Annotated in this window: 14 protein-coding genes and 2 pseudogenes; 11 read left to right on the top strand and 5 right to left on the bottom strand. The window is 72.9% G+C overall.

The genetic code is table 11. The annotated features are described in order from the left end of the window. The first annotated feature begins 1 nt into the window (after position 1). The 5 genes from fabD (at position 2) to AAHZ94_RS05040 (ending at position 5,864) form a co-directional block, all read left to right on the top strand. On the top strand, positions 2-1,093 hold the full coding sequence (gene fabD, locus AAHZ94_RS05060) for an ACP S-malonyltransferase (RefSeq protein ID WP_349990862.1): 1,092 nt from the start codon (positions 2-4) through the stop codon (positions 1,091-1,093). A gap of 29 nt (positions 1,094-1,122) precedes the next feature. Then, entirely contained in the window at positions 1,123-2,730 is a 1,608-nt protein-coding gene (locus AAHZ94_RS05055; RefSeq protein ID WP_349990860.1) for an acyl-CoA carboxylase subunit beta, read from the top strand. Continuing rightward, the gene (locus tag AAHZ94_RS05050; RefSeq protein ID WP_349990878.1) at positions 2,730-3,014 is read left to right on the top strand and encodes an acyl-CoA carboxylase epsilon subunit; all 285 of its coding nucleotides are present in this window, start codon (positions 2,730-2,732) and stop codon (positions 3,012-3,014) included. Before AAHZ94_RS05055 ends, AAHZ94_RS05050 begins: the two co-directional genes overlap by 1 nt. A 197-nt stretch (positions 3,015-3,211) precedes the next feature. Next, the gene (locus tag AAHZ94_RS05045) at positions 3,212-5,029 is read left to right on the top strand and encodes an acetyl/propionyl/methylcrotonyl-CoA carboxylase subunit alpha (RefSeq protein WP_349990859.1); all 1,818 of its coding nucleotides are present in this window, start codon (positions 3,212-3,214) and stop codon (positions 5,027-5,029) included. 328 nt (positions 5,030-5,357) lie between these two features. Beyond that, on the top strand, positions 5,358-5,864 hold the full coding sequence (locus AAHZ94_RS05040) for a DUF2867 domain-containing protein (protein ID WP_349990857.1): 507 nt from the start codon (positions 5,358-5,360) through the stop codon (positions 5,862-5,864). A 284-nt stretch (positions 5,865-6,148) separates the two neighbouring features. On the opposite strand, the gene AAHZ94_RS05035 is transcribed toward AAHZ94_RS05040, so the two are convergent. Beyond that, positions 6,149-6,607 carry a tellurite resistance TerB family protein gene (locus AAHZ94_RS05035; protein ID WP_349990855.1) on the bottom strand — a complete coding sequence of 153 codons (459 nt, stop codon included), beginning with the start codon at positions 6,605-6,607 and terminating at the stop codon, positions 6,149-6,151. A 194-nt stretch (positions 6,608-6,801) separates the two neighbouring features. On the opposite strand from AAHZ94_RS05035, the gene AAHZ94_RS05030 reads away from it, so the two are divergent. Next, the gene (locus tag AAHZ94_RS05030; protein WP_349990853.1) at positions 6,802-7,173 is read left to right on the top strand and encodes a hypothetical protein; all 372 of its coding nucleotides are present in this window, start codon (positions 6,802-6,804) and stop codon (positions 7,171-7,173) included. 460 nt (positions 7,174-7,633) lie between these two features. On the opposite strand, the gene AAHZ94_RS05025 is transcribed toward AAHZ94_RS05030, so the two are convergent. Next, complete coding sequence (locus AAHZ94_RS05025; RefSeq protein WP_349990851.1) at positions 7,634-8,662, bottom strand: rod shape-determining protein; 1,029 nt, start codon at positions 8,660-8,662, stop codon at positions 7,634-7,636. Positions 8,663-8,851: 189 nt separating this feature from the next. Beyond that, positions 8,852-10,534 (bottom strand): bifunctional 3'-5' exonuclease/DNA polymerase, encoded by a 1,683-nt coding sequence (locus AAHZ94_RS05020; RefSeq protein WP_349990849.1) that lies wholly within the window; start codon positions 10,532-10,534, stop codon positions 8,852-8,854. 851 nt (positions 10,535-11,385) lie between these two features. Here AAHZ94_RS05020 and rpsR point away from each other — a divergent pair. Then, positions 11,386-11,621: pseudogene (rpsR, locus tag AAHZ94_RS05015) on the top strand (30S ribosomal protein S18). A 104-nt stretch (positions 11,622-11,725) separates the two neighbouring features. Further along, a complete protein-coding gene (locus AAHZ94_RS05010; protein WP_349990847.1) occupies positions 11,726-11,965 on the top strand; it encodes a DUF397 domain-containing protein in 240 nt (79 codons plus the stop codon). A gap of 1,762 nt (positions 11,966-13,727) precedes the next feature. On the opposite strand, the gene AAHZ94_RS05005 is transcribed toward AAHZ94_RS05010, so the two are convergent. Beyond that, a complete protein-coding gene (locus tag AAHZ94_RS05005) occupies positions 13,728-14,297 on the bottom strand; it encodes an ATP-binding protein (protein ID WP_349990845.1) in 570 nt (189 codons plus the stop codon). A gap of 306 nt (positions 14,298-14,603) precedes the next feature. On the opposite strand from AAHZ94_RS05005, the gene AAHZ94_RS05000 reads away from it, so the two are divergent. From AAHZ94_RS05000 to AAHZ94_RS04990, 3 genes are all read left to right on the top strand, one after another. Next, entirely contained in the window at positions 14,604-15,467 is an 864-nt protein-coding gene (locus tag AAHZ94_RS05000) for a Sco1979 family transcriptional regulator (protein ID WP_349990843.1), read from the top strand. Positions 15,468-15,553: 86 nt separating this feature from the next. Continuing rightward, positions 15,554-17,011, top strand: coding sequence for an aldehyde dehydrogenase family protein (locus AAHZ94_RS04995; RefSeq protein ID WP_349990841.1), 1,458 nt, complete (start codon positions 15,554-15,556; stop codon positions 17,009-17,011). A gap of 547 nt (positions 17,012-17,558) precedes the next feature. Beyond that, entirely contained in the window at positions 17,559-18,110 is a 552-nt protein-coding gene (locus AAHZ94_RS04990; RefSeq protein WP_349990839.1) for a DinB family protein, read from the top strand. A gap of 60 nt (positions 18,111-18,170) precedes the next feature. Here the strand turns inward: AAHZ94_RS04990 and AAHZ94_RS04985 are convergent. Beyond that, a pseudogene (locus AAHZ94_RS04985) lies at positions 18,171-18,435 on the bottom strand (hypothetical protein); the annotation flags it as partial.

Raw genomic sequence — 18,435 nt, 5'->3', positions numbered from 1 at the left:
CATGACGCACACCGAGAACCAGCCCGCCGCGGGCGCGACCACCCAGGCCGATGCCGCCGCGCCCGCTGCTGGAGCCGCAACCGCCGCGCCCGCCGCCGGAGCCACCGCCGCAACCGACGCCGAACCCCACCCCGGCAAGGTCGCCTTCCTCTTCCCCGGCCAGGGCTCGCAGAAGGTCGGCATGGGCCTGCACCTGCTCGACCGGCGGCCCGACCTGCTGGAGACGTACTACCGGGAGGCCGACGACATCCTCGACCTGCCGCTGTCCAAGCTGTGCTTCGAGGGCCCCGAAGAGACCCTGCGGGACACCGCGATCACCCAGCCCGCCATCTTCCTGACCAGCCTGGCCACCTTGGACCTGCTCGCCGAGCAGGGCGTGCGCCCGGACGTGGTGGCCGGGCACAGCCTGGGCGAGTACACCGCACTGGTCGCCGCCGGCGTGCTGGAGTGGCGCGACGCGCTGCGCCTGGTGCGCCGCCGCGGCCAGTTGATGGCCGGCGTCAACGCGGAGGTGCCCGGCGCGATGGCGGCCGTGCTCGGCCTCGACCTGGCCACCGTCGAGGAGATCTGCGCCCGGGTGGCGGCCGAGACCGGCGAGGTCGCCGAGGTCGCCAACGACAACGAGCCCGGCCAGTCCGTCGTCTCCGGCCAGGCCGACGCGATCGAGAAGGTACGCGCCGCCGCCCAGGAGGCCGGCGCCGTCAAGGCCATCGCCCTGCCGGTCGGCGCGCCCTTCCACTGCGGCCTGATGCGCGGCATCGAGGAGGAGTTCGCTGCCGAACTCGACCGGGTCACCTTCCGCGAGCCGACCGCAACCGTCGTCTCCGGCGTCACCGCCGACTACGCCACCGGCGCCCAGGACATCACCGCCGCGCTGCGCCGCCAACTCGCCGGCCGGGTGCGGTGGACCGAGTCGGTGCGGCTGATGGCCGCGTCCGGCGTCACCCAGTTCGTCGAGGTCGGCCCCGGCAAGGTGCTGAGCGGCCTGTGCCGCCGCATCGTGCCCGAGCTGACCTCGTACACCACGGCCGACGAGCGTCGACTGGCCAAGGTCATCGACGCCCTCGCGCCCACAGCCGCCGTGGCGGCCTGACACCGCAAGCCCAGGGGGACCCGAGCACCATGAGCATCACCGACGATCGGCGGATCACCACCGACGAACTGCCAGCCGACCCGAGCACCGACGGCCTGCCCGAACAACTCTTCAAGTTGCAGGAGTTGAAGGAGGGCATCCGCGCCGGCGACCCGGCCGCCACCGAGCGCCAGCACGCCAAGAACAAGCTGACCGCCCGCGAGCGCATCGCCCTCCTGCTCGACGAGGGCTCCTTCCACGAGATCGAGACGCTGCGCCGGCACCGCGCCACCGGCTTCGGACTTGAGCACAAGAAGCCGCACACCGACGGCGTCGTCACCGGCTGGGGAACCGTGCACGGCCGGACGGTCTTCGTCTACGCGCACGACTTCCGCATCTTCGGCGGCGCGCTCGGCGAGGCCCACGCCGCCAAGATCCACAAGCTGATGGACCTGGCCGAGGCCGCCGGCGCCCCGCTGGTCTCGCTCAACGACGGCGCCGGCGCCCGCATCCAGGAGGGCGTCACCGCGCTCGCCGGCTACGGCGGCATCTTCCAGCGCAACACCCGCTGCTCCGGCGTCATCCCGCAGATCTCGGTCATGCTCGGCCCGTGCGCCGGCGGCGCCGCCTACTCCCCGGCGCTCACCGACTTCGTCTTCATGGTCCGCGAGACCTCGCAGATGTTCATCACCGGGCCCGACGTGGTCCGCGCCGTCACCGGTGAGGAGATCAGCCAGAACGGCCTGGGCGGCGCCGACGTGCACGCCTCCGTCTCGGGCGTGGCCGCCTTCGCCTACGACGACGAGGAAAGCTGCCTCGAAGAGGTCCGCTACCTGCTCTCCCTGCTGCCGCAGAACAACCGGGAGACCCCGCCGGTCGAGGAGACCGAGGACCCGGCCGACCGCAGCGTGGACGCCCTGCTCGACCTGGTGCCCGGCGACCCCAACCGCTCGTACGACATGCGCAAGGTCATCGAGGAGATCGTGGACGACCACGACTTCTTCGAGGTGCAGGCCACCTGGGCGACCAACATCATCTGCGCGCTGGCCCGGCTCGACGGCCATGTGGTGGGCATCGTCGCCAACCAGCCCGCCTCGCTCGCCGGCGTCCTGGACATCCACGCCAGCGAGAAGGCCGCCCGCTTCGTACAGACCTGCGACGCCTTCAACATCCCGCTGGTCAGCCTGGTCGACGTGCCCGGCTTCCTGCCCGGCGTCGACCAGGAGCACGGCGGCATCATCCGGCACGGCGCCAAGCTGCTGTACGCGTACTGCAACGCCACCGTGCCCCGGGTGCAGGTCATCCTGCGCAAGGCGTACGGCGGCGCGTACATCGTGATGGACTCCCGCTCGATCGGCGTGGACGTCTCGCTGGCCTGGCCCAGCAACGAGATCGCGGTGATGGGCGCCGAGGGCGCGGCCAACGTCATCTTCCGCCGCGAGATCGCCGCGGCCGAGGACCCGGACGCGGTGCGGCAGCAGAAGATCCAGGAGTACCAGAGCGAGTTGATGCACCCCTACTACGCCGCCGAACGCGGCCTGGTGGACGACGTCATCGACCCGCGCGAGACCCGCTCGGCGCTGATCAGCTCGCTGGCCATGCTCCGTACGAAGCACGCCAACCTGCCCTCCCGCAAGCACGGAAACCCGCCGGTGTGATGGGCCACTTGGGGCGCGACGGCGCGCTGAACGCCGTACGGGAACACCAGCACACCGCCGCGGGGCCGGCGGACGACGCGGGCCGCCCGCAGTTGCGCGTGGTGCGTGGCACGCCGGCCGCGGAGGAGGTTGCGGCGTTGGCCGCGGTCTTCGCGGCGCTCGCACAGAGCACCAGGCCGCGCCGCGGTGCCGGCCGGGCCCGCCCGCGGGCCAGTTGGGACCACCCGGGCCACGGCCTGCCGAGCGGACTCGGCTACCGTGCGCCGGGGGCGTGGACGTCATGAACGATGGCTTAACCGGGGCGCTGGACACCGAGTCCGGCGCCCCGAAGGCAATCCGGGACACGGCGGGCGGCGCGACCGCCCGGGACCGGGTGTGGACGAGGGAAACGTCGCTGGCCCGGTCACCCCGGTGGGGTCGCCCGCAGCCGGCGGACCCGACGAGGGTGACCAGGTCGGCTGGAGAGGAAAGTCAAAGACCCATGCGCAAGGTACTCATCGCCAACCGTGGCGAAATCGCTGTCCGAGTTGCCCGTGCTTGCCGGGATGCCGGGATCGGGAGTGTGGCGGTGTACGCGGACCCGGATCGGGACGCGCTGCATGTGCGTGCCGCGGATGAGGCGTATGCGTTGGGTGGTGATACGCCGGCGACGAGTTATCTGGATGTGGCCAAGGTGTTGGCTGCTGCGGCGGAGTCGGGTGCGGATGCGGTGCATCCGGGGTACGGGTTCCTTTCGGAGAACGCGGAGTTCGCGCAGGCGGTGTTGGATGCGGGGTTGGTGTGGATCGGTCCGCCGCCGCAGGCGATCCGGGATTTGGGTGACAAGGTCGCTGCTCGGCATATCGCGCAGCGTGCGGGTGCGCCGTTGGTGGCGGGGACGCCTGATCCGGTGTCGGGTGCGGATGAGGTGGTGGCTTTTGCGCGGGAGCATGGGTTGCCGATTGCGATCAAGGCGGCGTTTGGTGGTGGTGGGCGGGGGTTGAAGGTGGCTCGTTCGTTGGATGAGGTGGCTGAGTTGTATGACTCGGCGGTGCGTGAGGCGGTGGCGGCGTTCGGGCGTGGTGAGTGCTTCGTGGAGCGGTATTTGGATCGTCCGCGGCATGTGGAGACGCAGTGCTTGGCGGATCAGCACGGGAACGTGGTGGTGGTTTCCACGCGTGACTGCTCGCTCCAGCGTCGGCATCAGAAGCTGGTGGAGGAGGCTCCTGCACCCTTTTTGACTGAGGCGCAGAATGCGGAGCTCTATCGTGCGTCGAAGGCGATTTTGCGTGAGGCGGGGTATGTGGGGGCGGGGACGTGTGAGTTCCTGGTGGGTCAGGACGGCACGATTTCCTTCCTTGAGGTGAACACCCGGCTTCAGGTGGAGCACCCGGTGACCGAGGAGGTCACCGGGATCGACCTGGTCCGGGAGATGTTCCGCATCGCCGATGGCGAGGAACTCGGTTACGACGACCCGGCCGTACGGGGCCATTCGTTGGAGTTCCGGATCAATGGTGAGGATCCGGGGCGTGGGTTCTTGCCGGCGCCGGGGACGGTGACGCGCTTTGCTGGGCCGTCGGGTCCTGGGGTGCGGTTGGATGCGGGGGTGGAGTCGGGGTCGGTGATTGGTCCGGCGTGGGACTCGTTGTTGGCGAAGTTGGTGGTGACGGGGGCGACGCGGCAGCAGGCGTTGGAGCGGGCTGCGCGGGCGTTGGGTGAGTTTGAGGTGGAGGGGATGGCGACGGCGATTCCGTTCCATCGTGCGGTGGTGGGGGATGCGGCGTTTGCTCCGGAGCGGCATGGTCAGGCTGGTCCGTTTGCGGTGCACACGCGGTGGATCGAGACCGAGTTCGTGAATGAGATCCCGCCGTTCACCGCGGGTGAGGTGGCGGATGAGGACGGTGAGGGTGGGGCGCGGGAGACCGTGGTCGTCGAGGTCGGCGGCAAGCGCCTCGAAGTCTCCCTCCCCGCCGCGTTCGGCTTCGCGTCCGCGCCGGCCCAGGCCGCCGGCGCCACCAAGGCCAAGCGCAAGAAGTCCAAGAGCGCGGGCGCCGCGGCCACCGGCGACGCACTGGCCTCGCCGATGCAGGGCACCATCGTCAAGGTCGCCATCGAAGAGGGCCAGCGGGTCGAAGAGGGCGACCTCATCGTCGTCCTTGAGGCGATGAAGATGGAACAGCCGCTGAACGCCCACCGCGCGGGCGTCGTCCAGGGCCTGGAGGCCGAGGTCGGCGCCTCCGTCTCGTCCGGCGCCGTCATCTGCCAGATCAAGGACGACCAGCCGGCCGAGGAGCCCGAACCGCAGCTCGCGGCGGTCTGACCGACCGGCGGTCGGCAGGGCCGCGCGCGGCGGCATGCGGCATGGTGGCGCGTCGCTGCGATGCGGCGTACGGGCCGCGCGCGGCAGGGCGCCGGGCCGCCGGCGTGACGGACGTCCGGCGTTGCGGGCCGTAGCCCGCGTACGGGCCGGACGCCGCGCACGGGCCGTAGACGGGCACGCCACCCCGGCGTGCGAGCCTGGAAGCACCCGCCGTCGACACCGGTCGGCGGCGGGTGGCCCCCGGCCCGGGCGGGCCGTACGCCGCGCACCGCACGCCGGGCACCGAGTGCAGCATCCGACAGGCCCCGACAGGCAGAAGGAGAGCGACATGGCGCGAGGACCCGTCGTCCGCAAGACGGCCGAGGCGGTGAGCGAGACCGGGGCGAACAGCCTGGGCGGCGTCGACCACGTGGGCACCGTCGCGGTGGACGTGGCGGCCGGCACCACGTCGGCACAGTTCGCCAAGGCCATGATGACCTCGCCGCCCAAGTGGATCACCACCCTGATGACCCTGCGGGACAAGGCGGTCAAGCCGTTCGGGCTCAAGGGCGGCCACGTGGAGGCCACCGAGATCACCCCGGGCGCCTGGCTCGGCCCGATGCGCGTCATCGACGTGTCGGAGACCGAGGTGATGGCGGGCAAGGACGACAAGCACCTCAGCTACCGGGTGACCTTCGCCGTACGCGAGGGCGCCCACGGCCCCGAGGGGGCGTGCAGCACCGTGGTCCGCTACAACGGCGCGCCCGGCAAGTGGTACTTCGCTGCCATCCGCCCCTTCCACTACCTGATCGGCCGCGACCTGGCCCGGCGCGGCGGCGCGAAGACGACGACCTGAGGACACGACGACCTGAGGACACGACGACCTGAGGGCATGACGGCCTGAGGACACGACGGCCGAGGGCGCGGCGGGCTGAGGGCATGACGGGCTGAGGGCACGGCCCTCGGCGGGGCTGCCCCCCGCGCCCGGCCCCCCCCCCCCCCGCCCGCGCCCCCCCCCCGCGGGGGGCGGCGCCCCCCCCGGGCCGGGCCCCCCCCCGCCGGGGGGGGCGCCCCCCCCCCCCCGGGCCGCCCCGCCCGCTGCCGTCGCCACCTCCCGGCGGCGGACGGCGCCGGCCCCTGCTACTCCAGGTCGAACTCGGCGGGCGCGATGCCCACCGCGAAACACGCCTCGCGGACGATGCCCTGCTCCGTCTTGTCGAAGTCGCCGTCGGCGCCGCCGATGACGATGCCGATCTGGATCACGGCCCGGGCCTCGGTCGGCTTCTTCTGCACCTTGCCGATGGTCTGCAAGACGCTCACCTTGCCCATGGCGAAGTCCCTGGTGAGCTGGTTGACGTAGTCGTCGAACCGGCGCTGGAGGTCATCGGCGGGGAAGTTCTGGAGCACGTCGTTCGAAGCGATCAGGGCCGACACGCGCTGCCGCTCGGACGGGTCGACGGAGCCGTCGGCCGCCGCGACCAGCGCGCACATGGCCATGCTGGCGTCCCGGAACGCCCCGCTCTTCAACTCGGTCTTCTTCGCCTGCAACTGCGTCTGCATCGTCTGGGCGGAGTCCTTCAACCGGTCCCACAGGGCCATGATCGTCTCCTTGCGCGCTTACGCATCGGGGCTTGAAATCACCACGAGAACCCCCGGGCACCCCACGGAAGTTCCCCGTACGCGGGGCCGCGCCGCCGAACGGGTGAAGCGGAGGCTCATGTTCCGGAGGGGTCCCGCGCGTGCCGCGTTAGAAGTGTCGAGCGGAACTTCCGCGAGGACTGGAGGTCCAACCGATGAGCACGCGACTGCACCGGCGCGCCGCGACCACCGCCGCGACCCTGACGATGGCCGGCGCCCTCGGCTTCGGCGTCCTGGCCCCCGCCGCACCCGGCGCGGGCCAGGGGCCCTGCTACGACGGGCGGTGCAACATCACCGTGAAGAAGTCCCAGACCATCAAGGTCAACGGCAAGAAGTTCGGGTTCGGCAAGGTCAAGGTGACCCACGTCAACTCGCGCTCCGTGGGCTTCTCGGCCACCTCGGGCGGCGTCTACCTCAGCGGTGACACCAGCCCCGGCGGCTATGTGCAGCTCAACAACCTCAAGCTCTGGGTGAAGTCGGTCTCCGGCGGCAAGGCCAAGCTCGGCCTCTTCCCGACCAAGCACTGACCACCGGACGCGGCCCGCCCGGTACGGGCCACCGCCGGCGGGGGGTGCCGGGGGCGGACCACGTACCGGCGGCCCGCGTCCGGACGGCCTGCGTACGGGCGGGCCGGGGCCGGGGGGGGGGGGGGGCGGGGGGGGGCCCCCCCGCCCCCCCCCCCCCCCCCCCCCCCCCCCGGGGGGCCCGGGGGGGCGGGGGCGGGGGGGGGCGGGGGGCGGGCCCGCCCCCCCCGCGCGGCCGACCGCGCACACCATCGCACCACCGGGCGGGACGCAGCACTCGGGGGAGCACCTCGGTACGGCACCACCGCGTATCGGGGTGGGCTGCGTCCCGCCCGTACGGCGAGGGGTGCGTAAGGGCGCGGCGCGTACGGGGTGACCGTACGGCGGGGGCACGTACGAGCGGGGCGCGTACGGGGACGGCGCGTGCGGCGGGGCGTACGGGCGCGGCGCGTACGGGGTGGGGTCAGTGGGCCAGGGGGTCCAGGTCCGCCGGGGAGACCTTGCCTTCGATCAGAGAGCCGAGCCCTTCGACGGCGCACAGGTCGGGCCGTTCGGCGATGTGGACGTGCATGCCGGTGCCCTGCGCCAGCATCTCGTGCAGCCCGGTCAGCCGGGCGCTGCCGCCGGCCAGCACGATGCCCCGGTCGGCGAGGTCGGCCACCAGGTCGGGCGGGCAGCGGCGGAGCACGCCGCGCATCGCGTCCAGCACGCCGGTGAGCGGCGAACGGACGATGGCCTGCACGTCGGCGGTGTCCACCCGGACGGACTTGGCGAGTCCGGTGGTCACGTCGCGGCCGTGCACCTCGGCGCCACCGGCGGCCGGGTCCGCGTTCCGCAACACCTCGTGCAGCGGGAAGCCGGTCTGCCCGGGCAGCAGCAGTTCGTGTCGGGTCCGCAGGTGTTCGAGCACGGCCCGGTCGATGATGTCGCCGCCCACCGACACCTTCTCGGCGGCCACGATCGCGCCCAGCGAGAGCACCGCGATGTGCGTGGTGGTCGCGCCGCACACCACCACCATCGTCGCCTCCGGCTGCGCCACCGGCAGCCCACAGCCGACCGCCGCCGCGATCAGCGTGTCCACCAGCTCCACCCGGCGCGCACCGAGCCCGGCCAGCGTCTCGACGGCGGCGCGCTGGGCGAGCGGGTCCGCGTCGTGCGAGACGCAGATGGCCGCCCGCAGCAGCGGCTTGCGGCGCCACGCGCGGCGCACCTTGTCGCCGACGAAGAACCGCAGCATCCGCTGGGCGATGTCGATGTCGACCACGGTGCCGCCGCTGACCGGCCGCACCACCTGGATGTGCCGGGGCGTACGGCCGGTCATCCGCTCGGCGAGCGTGCCGACGGCGATCAGCGAACCGGTGCGGGTGTTCACGGCCGCCACGGTCGGCTGGTTGACGATGAGCCCGCCATCCTTGACGTACACCCGGGTCCGGGCGGCGCCGAGGTCCACGGCGACGGAACAGCGGCGCAGGTGTTCGAGGCTGAGGCTCACGGGTCACTCCTTCATGCGGTCCGACCGGCCGGCACCGGGGCCGCCGCCGACGGCCCTCGTGCTCATCGTCCGAGCTCACGAGGCGCACCGCGCGCTGTGCTACGCCGCCCGAATGACCACCATCCGCGCCCCGCCCGGCGCCCGGGCCCGCCCGCCGGCTTCCGCGGCCTCCGCCCCGCCCGGCATGCCCTACTCCTTCGCGTCCGCGTAACAGGCCACCACCGAGGGGGAGAGCGGGAACCGCACCGGGGTGTCGCCGAAGGCGATCGTGCCCGCCAGGTCGGCCGCCGCCTGGACCACCGCGCTGACCTGGGCGGCTTCCTCTTCGGGGCAGTGCACGATCACCTCGTCGTGCTGGAAGAAGACCAGCTCGGCGCGGAGCGGCGCCAGTTCGCGGCGGAGCGCGGCCAGCATCAGCAGCGCCCAGTCGGCGGCGCTGCCCTGGACGACGAAGTTCCGGGTGAACCTGCCGCGGGCCCGCGCGCCCGCCCCGCCGCCGTACCCGACCGGCTCCCCGTCGTCCTCCTGCGGCAGCCCGGCCTCGCCCGACTCCGCGTCCGCGCCGTCGGACGCCGGCGGGCAGGTGCGCCCCAGCCAGGTCCGCACGAGGCGGCCCTCTTCGCCGGCGCGGGCCGCCTCGTCCACGTACTCCACCGCGGCCGGGAAGCGGCGGCGCAGCGCGGCCAGGTGCTTGAGGCCGTCGCCCGACGTCTGCCCGTAGATCGCGCCGAGCAGCGCCAGCTTCGCCTGCGCGCGGTCGCCGGCGAAGGCCCGGTCGGACAGCGTCGCGTACAGGTCGCGGGTGCTGCCCGCCACCTCCATCAGCCCGCGGTCCCGGGAGATCGCGGCCAGCACCCGCGGCTCCATCTGCTCCGCGTCGGCCACCACCAGCCGCCACCCGGGGTCGGCGACCACCGCCCGCCGCACCACCTTGGGGATCTGGAGCGCCCCGCCGCCGTTGGTGGTCCAGCGGCCGGAGACGGTGCCGCCCGGCAGGTACTCGGGGCGGAACCGGCCCTCGTGCACCCACGCCTTCAGCCAGGCCCGGCCGTGCGCGGTGTGCAGCCGGTAGAGCTTCTTGTACTGCAACAGCGGCGCGACCGCCGGGTGGTCGATCTCCTGAAGCTCCCACGCCCGGGTGGAACCGATCTTGATGCCGGCCCGGGCGAACGCCCTGACGATCTCGGCGGGCAGGTCGGGGCGGACCCGGCTGCCGAAGGCCCGGGAGACCTCGTCCGCGAGCTCCGCGAGGCGCCGCGGCTCAAGCCCGCCCGGATACCGCTCGCCCAGCAACTCGTCGAGCAGCTCCCGGTGCACGTCGGCGCGCCAGGGCAGGCCGGCCCGCCGCAGCTCGGCGGCGATGAGCATGCCGGCCGACTCGGCGGTGATCAGCAACTGCATGCGCGCCGGCCGGGCGAGGGCCGCCGTACGCGCCAACTGGTCGGCGTAGACCGCGAGCAGCGCGGTCAGCGGGTCGGTGCCGGGCGGCAGCGGCACCGGGCCCGCGTCGAACAGCGACGGCTGGGTGTCGGCCGTGCGCACCGGCGGATCGGCGGGCACCGGCAGCCCGCGCAGCCGCGCCCACGCGGCGGCCAGCGACCGCGGCTGCCGCCCCCACTGGCCCGCGTGGCCGAGCAGCAGCGTCTCGGCGACCTCCACGTCATAGCACCGCTCGACGCGCACGCCGGCGGCGAGCAACGGGCCGTACGCCTCGGCGGTGGAGCGCCACACCCACCGCGTCACCTCGGGCCGCTCGCGCACCGCGGTCGCGAGGTCGCGCGCGGCGCGGACCGGCCCACTGGGCCGGCCCGCGTCATCGACGGGGCAGAGACGAACACCCCCGTCATCCGTCTCTGCCACCGCCCATCTCATGGGAAGAGTCTTGCAGGGGGGTCTGACAATCCCGTGGCGAGAAACGGAATACGTGGTGCCACTTGGCCTCTGGCCAGGGGCGGAGGGGGATCGGGCCTGGGTTCGGGTCTGGGTTCGGGCCGGGCTTGGGCGGGGTTTTGGGGAGGGGCGGTCCGGGCTCGGGCAGCGTTCTGGGGGAGGCCGGTCCGGCGTCGGCCGTCGGCGGCACGGGGTGGCGCGGGGCGGCCGGGCCGCCGACCGGGTCGCCAACCCGTCCACCGAGCCCGCCCCCTGGACCCATCCACCGAACCCACCCGCCCTGCCCATCAACCCACCCATCCACCGCCCCGCCCCGCCGATGGGCCCGGCGGTGTTCCGCTCTCCGGAACGGGGGCGGCGCACGGGGCCGTGCTCCTTGTGGTGGGGTGCGGCGGGACGCCGAATGCGGGGGCCGGCCCACGCCCCGGCGTTCCCCGCCGGGTGTGTTTGATGAACTTCTCGACCCCGTTCTCTGAATTCGCTCTCGTTTACCCGCGATTCACGTGCCCATGCCGGCGATACCCACCTCGGTCGGCGGTCCCATTCACTTCCGGTTGTGAATGCGATCGCACCCGGCGTACGCGTCTCTGTACGGCCAGTGCTGGACTTAGGGATTCCGGCCCCGCGGGGGTTCGCTCCGGAACCCGCGATATCCCCCGCGGGGTGCGTGAGAACAACCGGACGCGCCCCTGAGCGCGCCATGACCCCGCGGTGTGCGCGCCCCTGCACTTACCCCCGCGGAGCGCTACCGATGGCAGCTCCGGAACCCATCCGTTCCGCTCGTCGGCGTCGCGGAATTCGTCCGAACTCTCCCGAAAGGACCGCTCTTTCCCCTGGCTCGATCCACGCATCCACACAAAAAACTGAAGCGGAAGACCAACCCTTTGGACATGCTTGGCGTCTCGTATATCGACTGCGTGAAGACCGACCTGCTCCGTAAGTTCCTTTCCGACCGTGGCAAGATCCGTAGCCGCCGGGGGCATGCGTCTCGGCCTGCCGGCAGCGGCAGTTGACGTGGGCGATCAACAACGCCCGCGAGGTGATGTCGTTGCCTTACGGCTCACGGTGATCATTCGGGTACGCCACGTGCACGTGCATCCGCTCATGCAGCAGCAGATGAACGGGACTATGATCCGGGGTAGTTGACGACTGCAATCACCCACGGAGAGTTCTGTGCACCACGCGTATAACGGCATGGCGGCGACGGACCTCCCGGGGGCCGTCTGGCAGAAGAGCCAGCACAGCAATTCGCAAGGTTCCTGCGTGGAATTCGCGAAGCTGCCGGGCGGAAACGTCGCCATGCGCAATTCCCGCTATCCGGACGGTCCGGTGCTCGTCTACACGCCCGCTGAGATCCAGGCGATGCTGCTGGGCGTGAAGGACGGGGAGTTTGACCACCTGGTGGGTGATTGACCGTTTCCGGTGCCTCCGCCGCCCTGGTGTGGACGCGCCGCCCCGTGGGGCGGATGAATGCCCACGGGCCGGCGGAATCCACCGGACCGCTGCCGAACGCCGCCCCGCCGCGCACCCCCCCGCGCGCGGGGCGCCCGTTTCCCCACCCACCCCCAGATACCGCCCGCGACCCAGCTCCTTTTCCCGAGCCCATGGGTTTCCCACGCCCTGAGCCGGTCTGGCCTCTCCCACCCTGAGCCGGTCTGGTTTCGCCCACTCTGACCCGACCTGGCTTCTCCGCCCTGGCCCTGGGCCCGCGCCAGCCTTGAGCTCGCCCGGCTTCCGCCACCCTCGGCCCGAGTGCCTACCCTCACCCCGGGCCCATCCTGGGTTCCCCCCACCGTCCCCCGGCCCGGCCCAGCCTTGAGCCCGCTTGGCCTTCCCCCGCCGCGCCCGGGCCCGCCCGGGTCTCCCGCTCCGGCCGGCCACTCCTCCTGGCCGCCGCCCCACGGCCCGGCCCCGGTGCCGTACGCCCCGCCGCCTTCCGTGCCGCCGCAAGCCGCCGGCCCCGCAGTGCCGTGGGCCCGTACGTACCGACGTGCCCAAGGCACCGGCACGTACCGCCGCGGCCAACGCCCCGCACGCAAGCCGCGCCGAAGCCCCCGCCGCCGCCCGTAAGCGCCCCACCGCCGCACCCGCCCACAACCTCCCGCCGCACCCGCCCGGTACCGGCCGTTTCGGTAGGTGCCGGGCGGCGCGCCCGCGCGGCCTCCGCTCGGCTTCCGGTCGGCCTTCCGTTCGGCCCGTCGGCGGCCCCTCCGCTCCGCGGCCCCGGCGGCCCGCGCGCTGGCGGAAGCGGAGGCCGGGGCAGAGGCGGCGGGGTCGGGAGCGGGGGCGACGGGGTGTGGCCGGTGGGGCGCAGCGCGGGGCGGTGCGGGCGCCAGGGGGCGGTGGACGGCGGGCGGGCGTGGCCTGAGGGCGCGGGGCAGACGCGGACCGGTCGTCATGGCGCAGGCCCACTCCGACGGGCGTCTACGCCTGCTGGACGGCCACCGCGCCGGCCCGCCGCCTGCGGCGCGCAATCCCAGGGCCGTACGGCGGGCCTCGCGGCGCCGGGCGCGGCGCGGGCGGCGACAGGGTGCATGACCTGCCGCGCAGGGTGCGCAAATTGGCGTGCGGCGCGGGATCGGCGGGGCCGGTGCGGGATACGGAGCAGCCGCACCGCGTCGCCCCATCGGGTGGCTGCCGCTCCGTGTGCGTCCACCGGTCGGGGGAGGCGCCCGGCGGCGACCGGTTCAGCCGCCGACCCCGCACCGATCAGGGGCCGCCCCCTGACCCACCCGCTGTCGGACCAGGGGCCGACCCACCGCCGAACCGCCGTGCCCCACCGCCGACCCGGGGCCGCCCCGGGGGGGCCGGGGGGCCCCCCCCGGGCCGGGCGGGGGGGGGGGCGGGATATTCGCCCACTTAGGCGCCCCCGCGCGGCCGGGGCCCGCTCGCGCCCGCGGGGCCCCCCCCCCGCCCCGCCGGGGGGCGCCCCGGGGCCCCCCCCCCCCCCCCCCCCCGGCCCCCCCCCCCCCCCGGGGGCCCGCGGGGGGGGCGCGGGGCGCCCCCGCACGGACCGGACGGGGCTTCCGTAGTCATATGCGCCAACTTCGGCGCCCCGGCGCGGCCGGCGCCCGATCGCGCCGTCGGCGCACGCCCACGGCACGGCGGGACACGACAGAGCGCACCGCGGCTGCCCGGCCGCGGTGGCGTGATGTGCGTCGGTGGCGCGCCCGGTTCAGCCTTCGCCGCGGGGCAGTTGGAACAGGGCCCAGACGACCTTGCCGCGCAGCGTGCCGGCCAGCGGGTGCCAGCCCCAACTGTCGCTGAAGGACTCGACGAGGTAGAGGCCGCGGCCGGATTCGGCCGCTCCGTTCAGCTCCGGGAAGAGCGAGGTGTCGCCCGTGACCGGGCTGACCTCGCTCGGGTCGCGCACCGCGCAGACCAGCCGCGACGTCCAGCGCATCAGATGCAGGCGTACGGCCGGTTCGGTCACGGCCATGGGGCCGCCCCCGTGACCGGCCCCATGGCCTGCTTCTGGGGAGGACGCGATCGGCTCGCGGTCCTCGCTCGGCAGCGCGTGGCGCAGCGCGTTGGTCACCAGCTCGGATACGACCAGTGCCACGTCGTCGAAGAGATCGGGCAGGTCCCAGCCGTGCAGGGTGGCTCGGGTGAACTCACGCGCGCCCTTGACGGCGTCGTAGCGAGCCGCCAGAGCGCACGAGGCAGAGTGTGAAAGAGCCGACGGGTCGATGGGAGGAAGGCCCCGCCATAACGGCTCGACCATGGTCGATCCTCTGGTCCCCATGCGAGGCACTCCTGGCATTCGTGGCCGTGACGACCCTGGCTGGATCTGCAAACAGCGTGCACGTGCGCGAGTTCCAGGATTCCCAATGACCGGGACAGATGCAAGGGCAGATGCACGTGCACGTGGCCGGTTTGCGATGAAGTGGGCGCGTTAGCAAGGAATTCTTCTTGGTGCCACTTGCGTCCGTCCCGCGCTTCGGTAACGAGATGGGCACTCAACGGAGCCTAGAAGTGGCAGACTTCGCGGCCGGGGGTCCGTGGGGGACGTACCCGCGAGGGTACGGAACGTACAGGGAGGGTCACGGAAATGGCCACAAGTGAGTCGAGTGGATCGGTTGTACGCCGCATCCTCCTGGGCTCTCAGCTCCGACGGCTGCGCGAGTCGCGCGGCATAACGCGTGAGGCGGCTGGTTATTCGATCCGTGCTTCCGAGTCCAAGATCAGCCGCATGGAGTTGGGCAGGGTGAGCTTCAAGGCACGCGACATCGAGGACCTGCTCACCCTCTACGGGGTTGCGGACGACGCGGAGCGTTCGGCGCTGCTCGGGCTCGCCAGGGAGGCCAATGTGGCGGGGTGGTGGCACAGCTACGGCGACGTGCTGCCCGGCTGGTTCCAGACCTACGTCGGGCTTGAGGGTGCCGCCTCGCACATCGGCGTCTACGAGGTCCAGTTCATCCACGGCCTGCTCCAGACCGAGGGGTACGCGCACGCCGTGGTCACCCGCGGCCAGCGCGACGCGTGTGCCTCCGAGGTCGACCGGCGGGTCGCGCTGCGCCTGGAGCGGCAGAAGCTGCTGGTCTCCGAGCGCGCCCCGCATTTCCACACGGTGCTGGACGAGGCCGCGCTGCACCGACCGTATGGCGATGCCACGGTGATGCGCACCCAACTGCGGCACCTGCTGGACGTTTCGGAGCAGCCGAACGTCACGCTCCAGGTGATGCCGTTCAGCTTCGGCGGGCACTCGGGGGAAAGCGGTGCCTTCACCATGCTGCGCTTCCCGGAGCCCGATCTGCCGGACATCATCTATTTGGAGCAGCTCACCAGCGCGCTCTATCTCGACAAGCGGGAAGAAGTGACGCAATACGTCCGGGCGATGGAGCGGCTGCGCGACGACAGTCTCTCTCCGGCAAAAACACGGGATTTGCTGAGGTCCCGTCTTCAACTGATGTGAGCGCTCATTACGATGACAGTCCATCAGGAGACCCCGCCCAGCCCCCGGGTGGCCAGCAGCCTCCCGGCCTTCAGATAAGGGATGGCATGTCCTACTTCTCCGAATTGGCCTATCAGTACATCGACGGCGAGTGGCGGGTCGGGAGCGGCTCGTGGGACATCGTCGACTTCAATCCGTACGACGGCGAGAAGCTCACCTCGATCACCATCGCCACGGCCGACGAGATCGACCAGGCATACCGCGCCGCAGAGCGGGCGCAGCGTTCCTGGGCCGAGGTGAACCCGTACACCAGGCGGCTGGTGTTCGAGCGGGCGCTGCGCATCATCGAGGACCGCGAGACGGAACTCGCCGACGCCATTACGGCCGAGGTCGGCGGGACGCAGCGCAAAGCCGCGTTCGAACTCCAGATCGTGAAGGAGTTCCTGCGCGAGGCGGTGCAACTCGCACTGCGCCCGGAGGGGCGCATTCTGCCGTCGCCGATCGACGGCAAGGAGAACCGCGTCTACCGGGAGCCGGTCGGCGTCGTCGGCGTCGTCAGCCCCTTCAACTTTCCCTTCCTGCTGTCCGTCAAGTCGGTCGCCGCGGCCATCGCGCTCGGCAATGCGGTGGTGCTCAAGCCGCACCAGAACACCCCGATCTGCGGTGGCGGGCTGGTCGCCAAGGTCTTCGAGGACGCCGGGCTGCCGCCGGGCGTGCTCAATGTGGTGGTGACCGACATCGCCGAAATCGGTGACGCGCTGATCGAGCACCCGGTGCCGAAGGTGATTTCCTTCACCGGCTCCGACAAGGTCGGGCGGCACGTGGCCACGGTCGCCGCGGCCGGGTTCAAGCGCACCGTCCTGGAACTCGGCGGCGACAGCGCGCTGATCGTCCTGGACGACGCGGACGTCGACTACGCGGTGGACGCGGCCGTCTTCAGCCGCTTCGTCCACCAGGGCCAGGTCTGCATGGCCGCCAACCGGGTGCTCGTGGACCGGGCCGTCGAGCGCGAGTTCACCGAGAAGTTCGTGGCCAAGGTCAAGAGCCTCAAGGTCGGCGACCCGCGCGACCCGCAGACCCACATCGGCCCGCTGATCAACGAGGGCCAGGCCGAGGCCATCAGCGGCATGGTGGAGCAGAGCATCGCCGACGGCGCGCGCGCCCTGCTGCGCGGCACCGCCCGCGGCACGCTCGTCGAGCCGACCGTCCTCACCGACATCAACACCGAATCCGCCGTGTACGGGCAGGAGTTCTTCGGCCCCGTCGTGATGCTGATCCCCTTCGACGGCGAGGAGGAGGCGCTGCGCATCGCCAACGAGTCGCCGTACGGGCTCAGCGGCGCGGTGCACACCGGTGACGTGGAGCGCGGCGTACGGCTCGCGCGCCGGGTGCGGACCGGGATGATCCATGTGAACGACGGCACCGTGCACGACGAGCCGATCGTCCCGTTCGGCGGCGAGAAGCTGTCCGGGCTGGGGCGGCTCAACGGCGATGCGATGGTGGAGTGTTTCACCACCACCAAGTGGATCTCCATCCAGCACGGCCGCAGCGTCTTCCCCTTCTGACGCCCGCCCCCCCCGCCGCCCACCCGTTCCTGCTGCCCCTCGCAGCGCTCCGACGCTCCCCACCGGTCGCGCACTGCCCCCACTGTTCCCCACTGCCCTCACCGTTCCCCGCTGTTCCCGCCGTTCCCGCGCCGTCCGGGGCCCGCTGGCCAGGGCCCCCTTTCACTGCCGGCCGCCGCACCCTTTCCCCTCGGCCCGGGGCGCATCCGCCGCACGTCGGAGCGCCTGCCGCGACGGACCGAGGGGCCGTGCCGCGCCGCCGGCCGCCGCCTGGAACCCGCTGCCGCGCAGGCCGCCCCGTACGACCCCGCTCCCGTCTTGCGGCCCCGGCCCCGACCCCTCTTACGGCCCCGGCCCCGTATCCGTGCCGTCCCCGGCCGCCCCGTTCCCGGAGTCTGACGCAGGGCGCGGTGGGCCGCCGGAGGGAATGCGCGGACCCGTGTCGTACGAACCGTTCCTTGCGGACCGAAGCTGTCCGCAAGGGTCCCTAACGTGTTCTTCATCGAGGCCGGGACAGCGCCCCGGCCCCCTGAGGAAGGCGGACCACATGCCCACTTTCGTTGACGCCGAACCCCGTGGCGACGAGCGCACCGCGCTCCTCAACTACCTGGACGCCCAGCGCGGCGCCATCCGTCGCGCCGTGCTCGGGCTCACCGACGAGCAGGCCGCCCAGCGGCCCACGGTGAGCGAGCTGTCGCTGTCCGGTCTGGTCAAGCACCTGGCCGAGGTGGAGCAGAACTGGATCATGGGCACGCTCGCCGGCCGCCCGGAGGAGACCACGCAGCGCACGCTGGAGAATTGGCACGAGTCGTTCGCGGCGACGGGCGACGAGACGCTGGCCGGGCTGCTGGACTTCTACGAGCGGGTCGCCCGGCAGACCGACGCGTACATCCGCTCGCTGCCGGACCTGGACGTGGTCGTCACGCTGCCCGATGCGCCCTGGTACCCGCAGGACCGGGACCGCAGCGCGCGGTGGATTCTGCTGACCCTCATCCAGGAGACCGCCCGGCACGCCGGGCACGCGGACATCATCCGGGAGGCCGTTGACGGCAAGACCGCGTTCGTACTGGTCGACGAGGCGGGCGCGAGCGCGGTGTGAGCGCCGGCCCCCGGCCGCCCGTCCCGGTTGCCCGCCCTGGCCCGGCGATCCCGCCGCCGGTTACTCCGGCGGTTCGGTGAGCGCCTCGCGCAGTTCGTCCGCCCGGCGCAGCGCATCGCCGGCCCCCGCCCGCTCGGCCGCGGTCCGCGGCACGCCGGCCGCCCGGTCCAGGAGCGCGGGCGCCGGGGGGGGGGGCGGCGGGCGCGCGGGGGGGGGGGGGGGGGCGCGCGGCGCCGCCCCGCCCCCCCGCCGCGGGCGGGGGGGGGGGTGGGGCGGGGGCGGGGGGGGCGGGCCGGGGGGGGGGGGGGGGGGGGGGCGCCGGGGG

It is taken from the genome of Streptomyces sp. HSW2009 (assembly GCF_040240285.1).
Taxonomy (GTDB): domain Bacteria; phylum Actinomycetota; class Actinomycetes; order Streptomycetales; family Streptomycetaceae; genus Streptomyces.
This window is presented reverse-complemented; position numbering and strand designations above follow the sequence as displayed.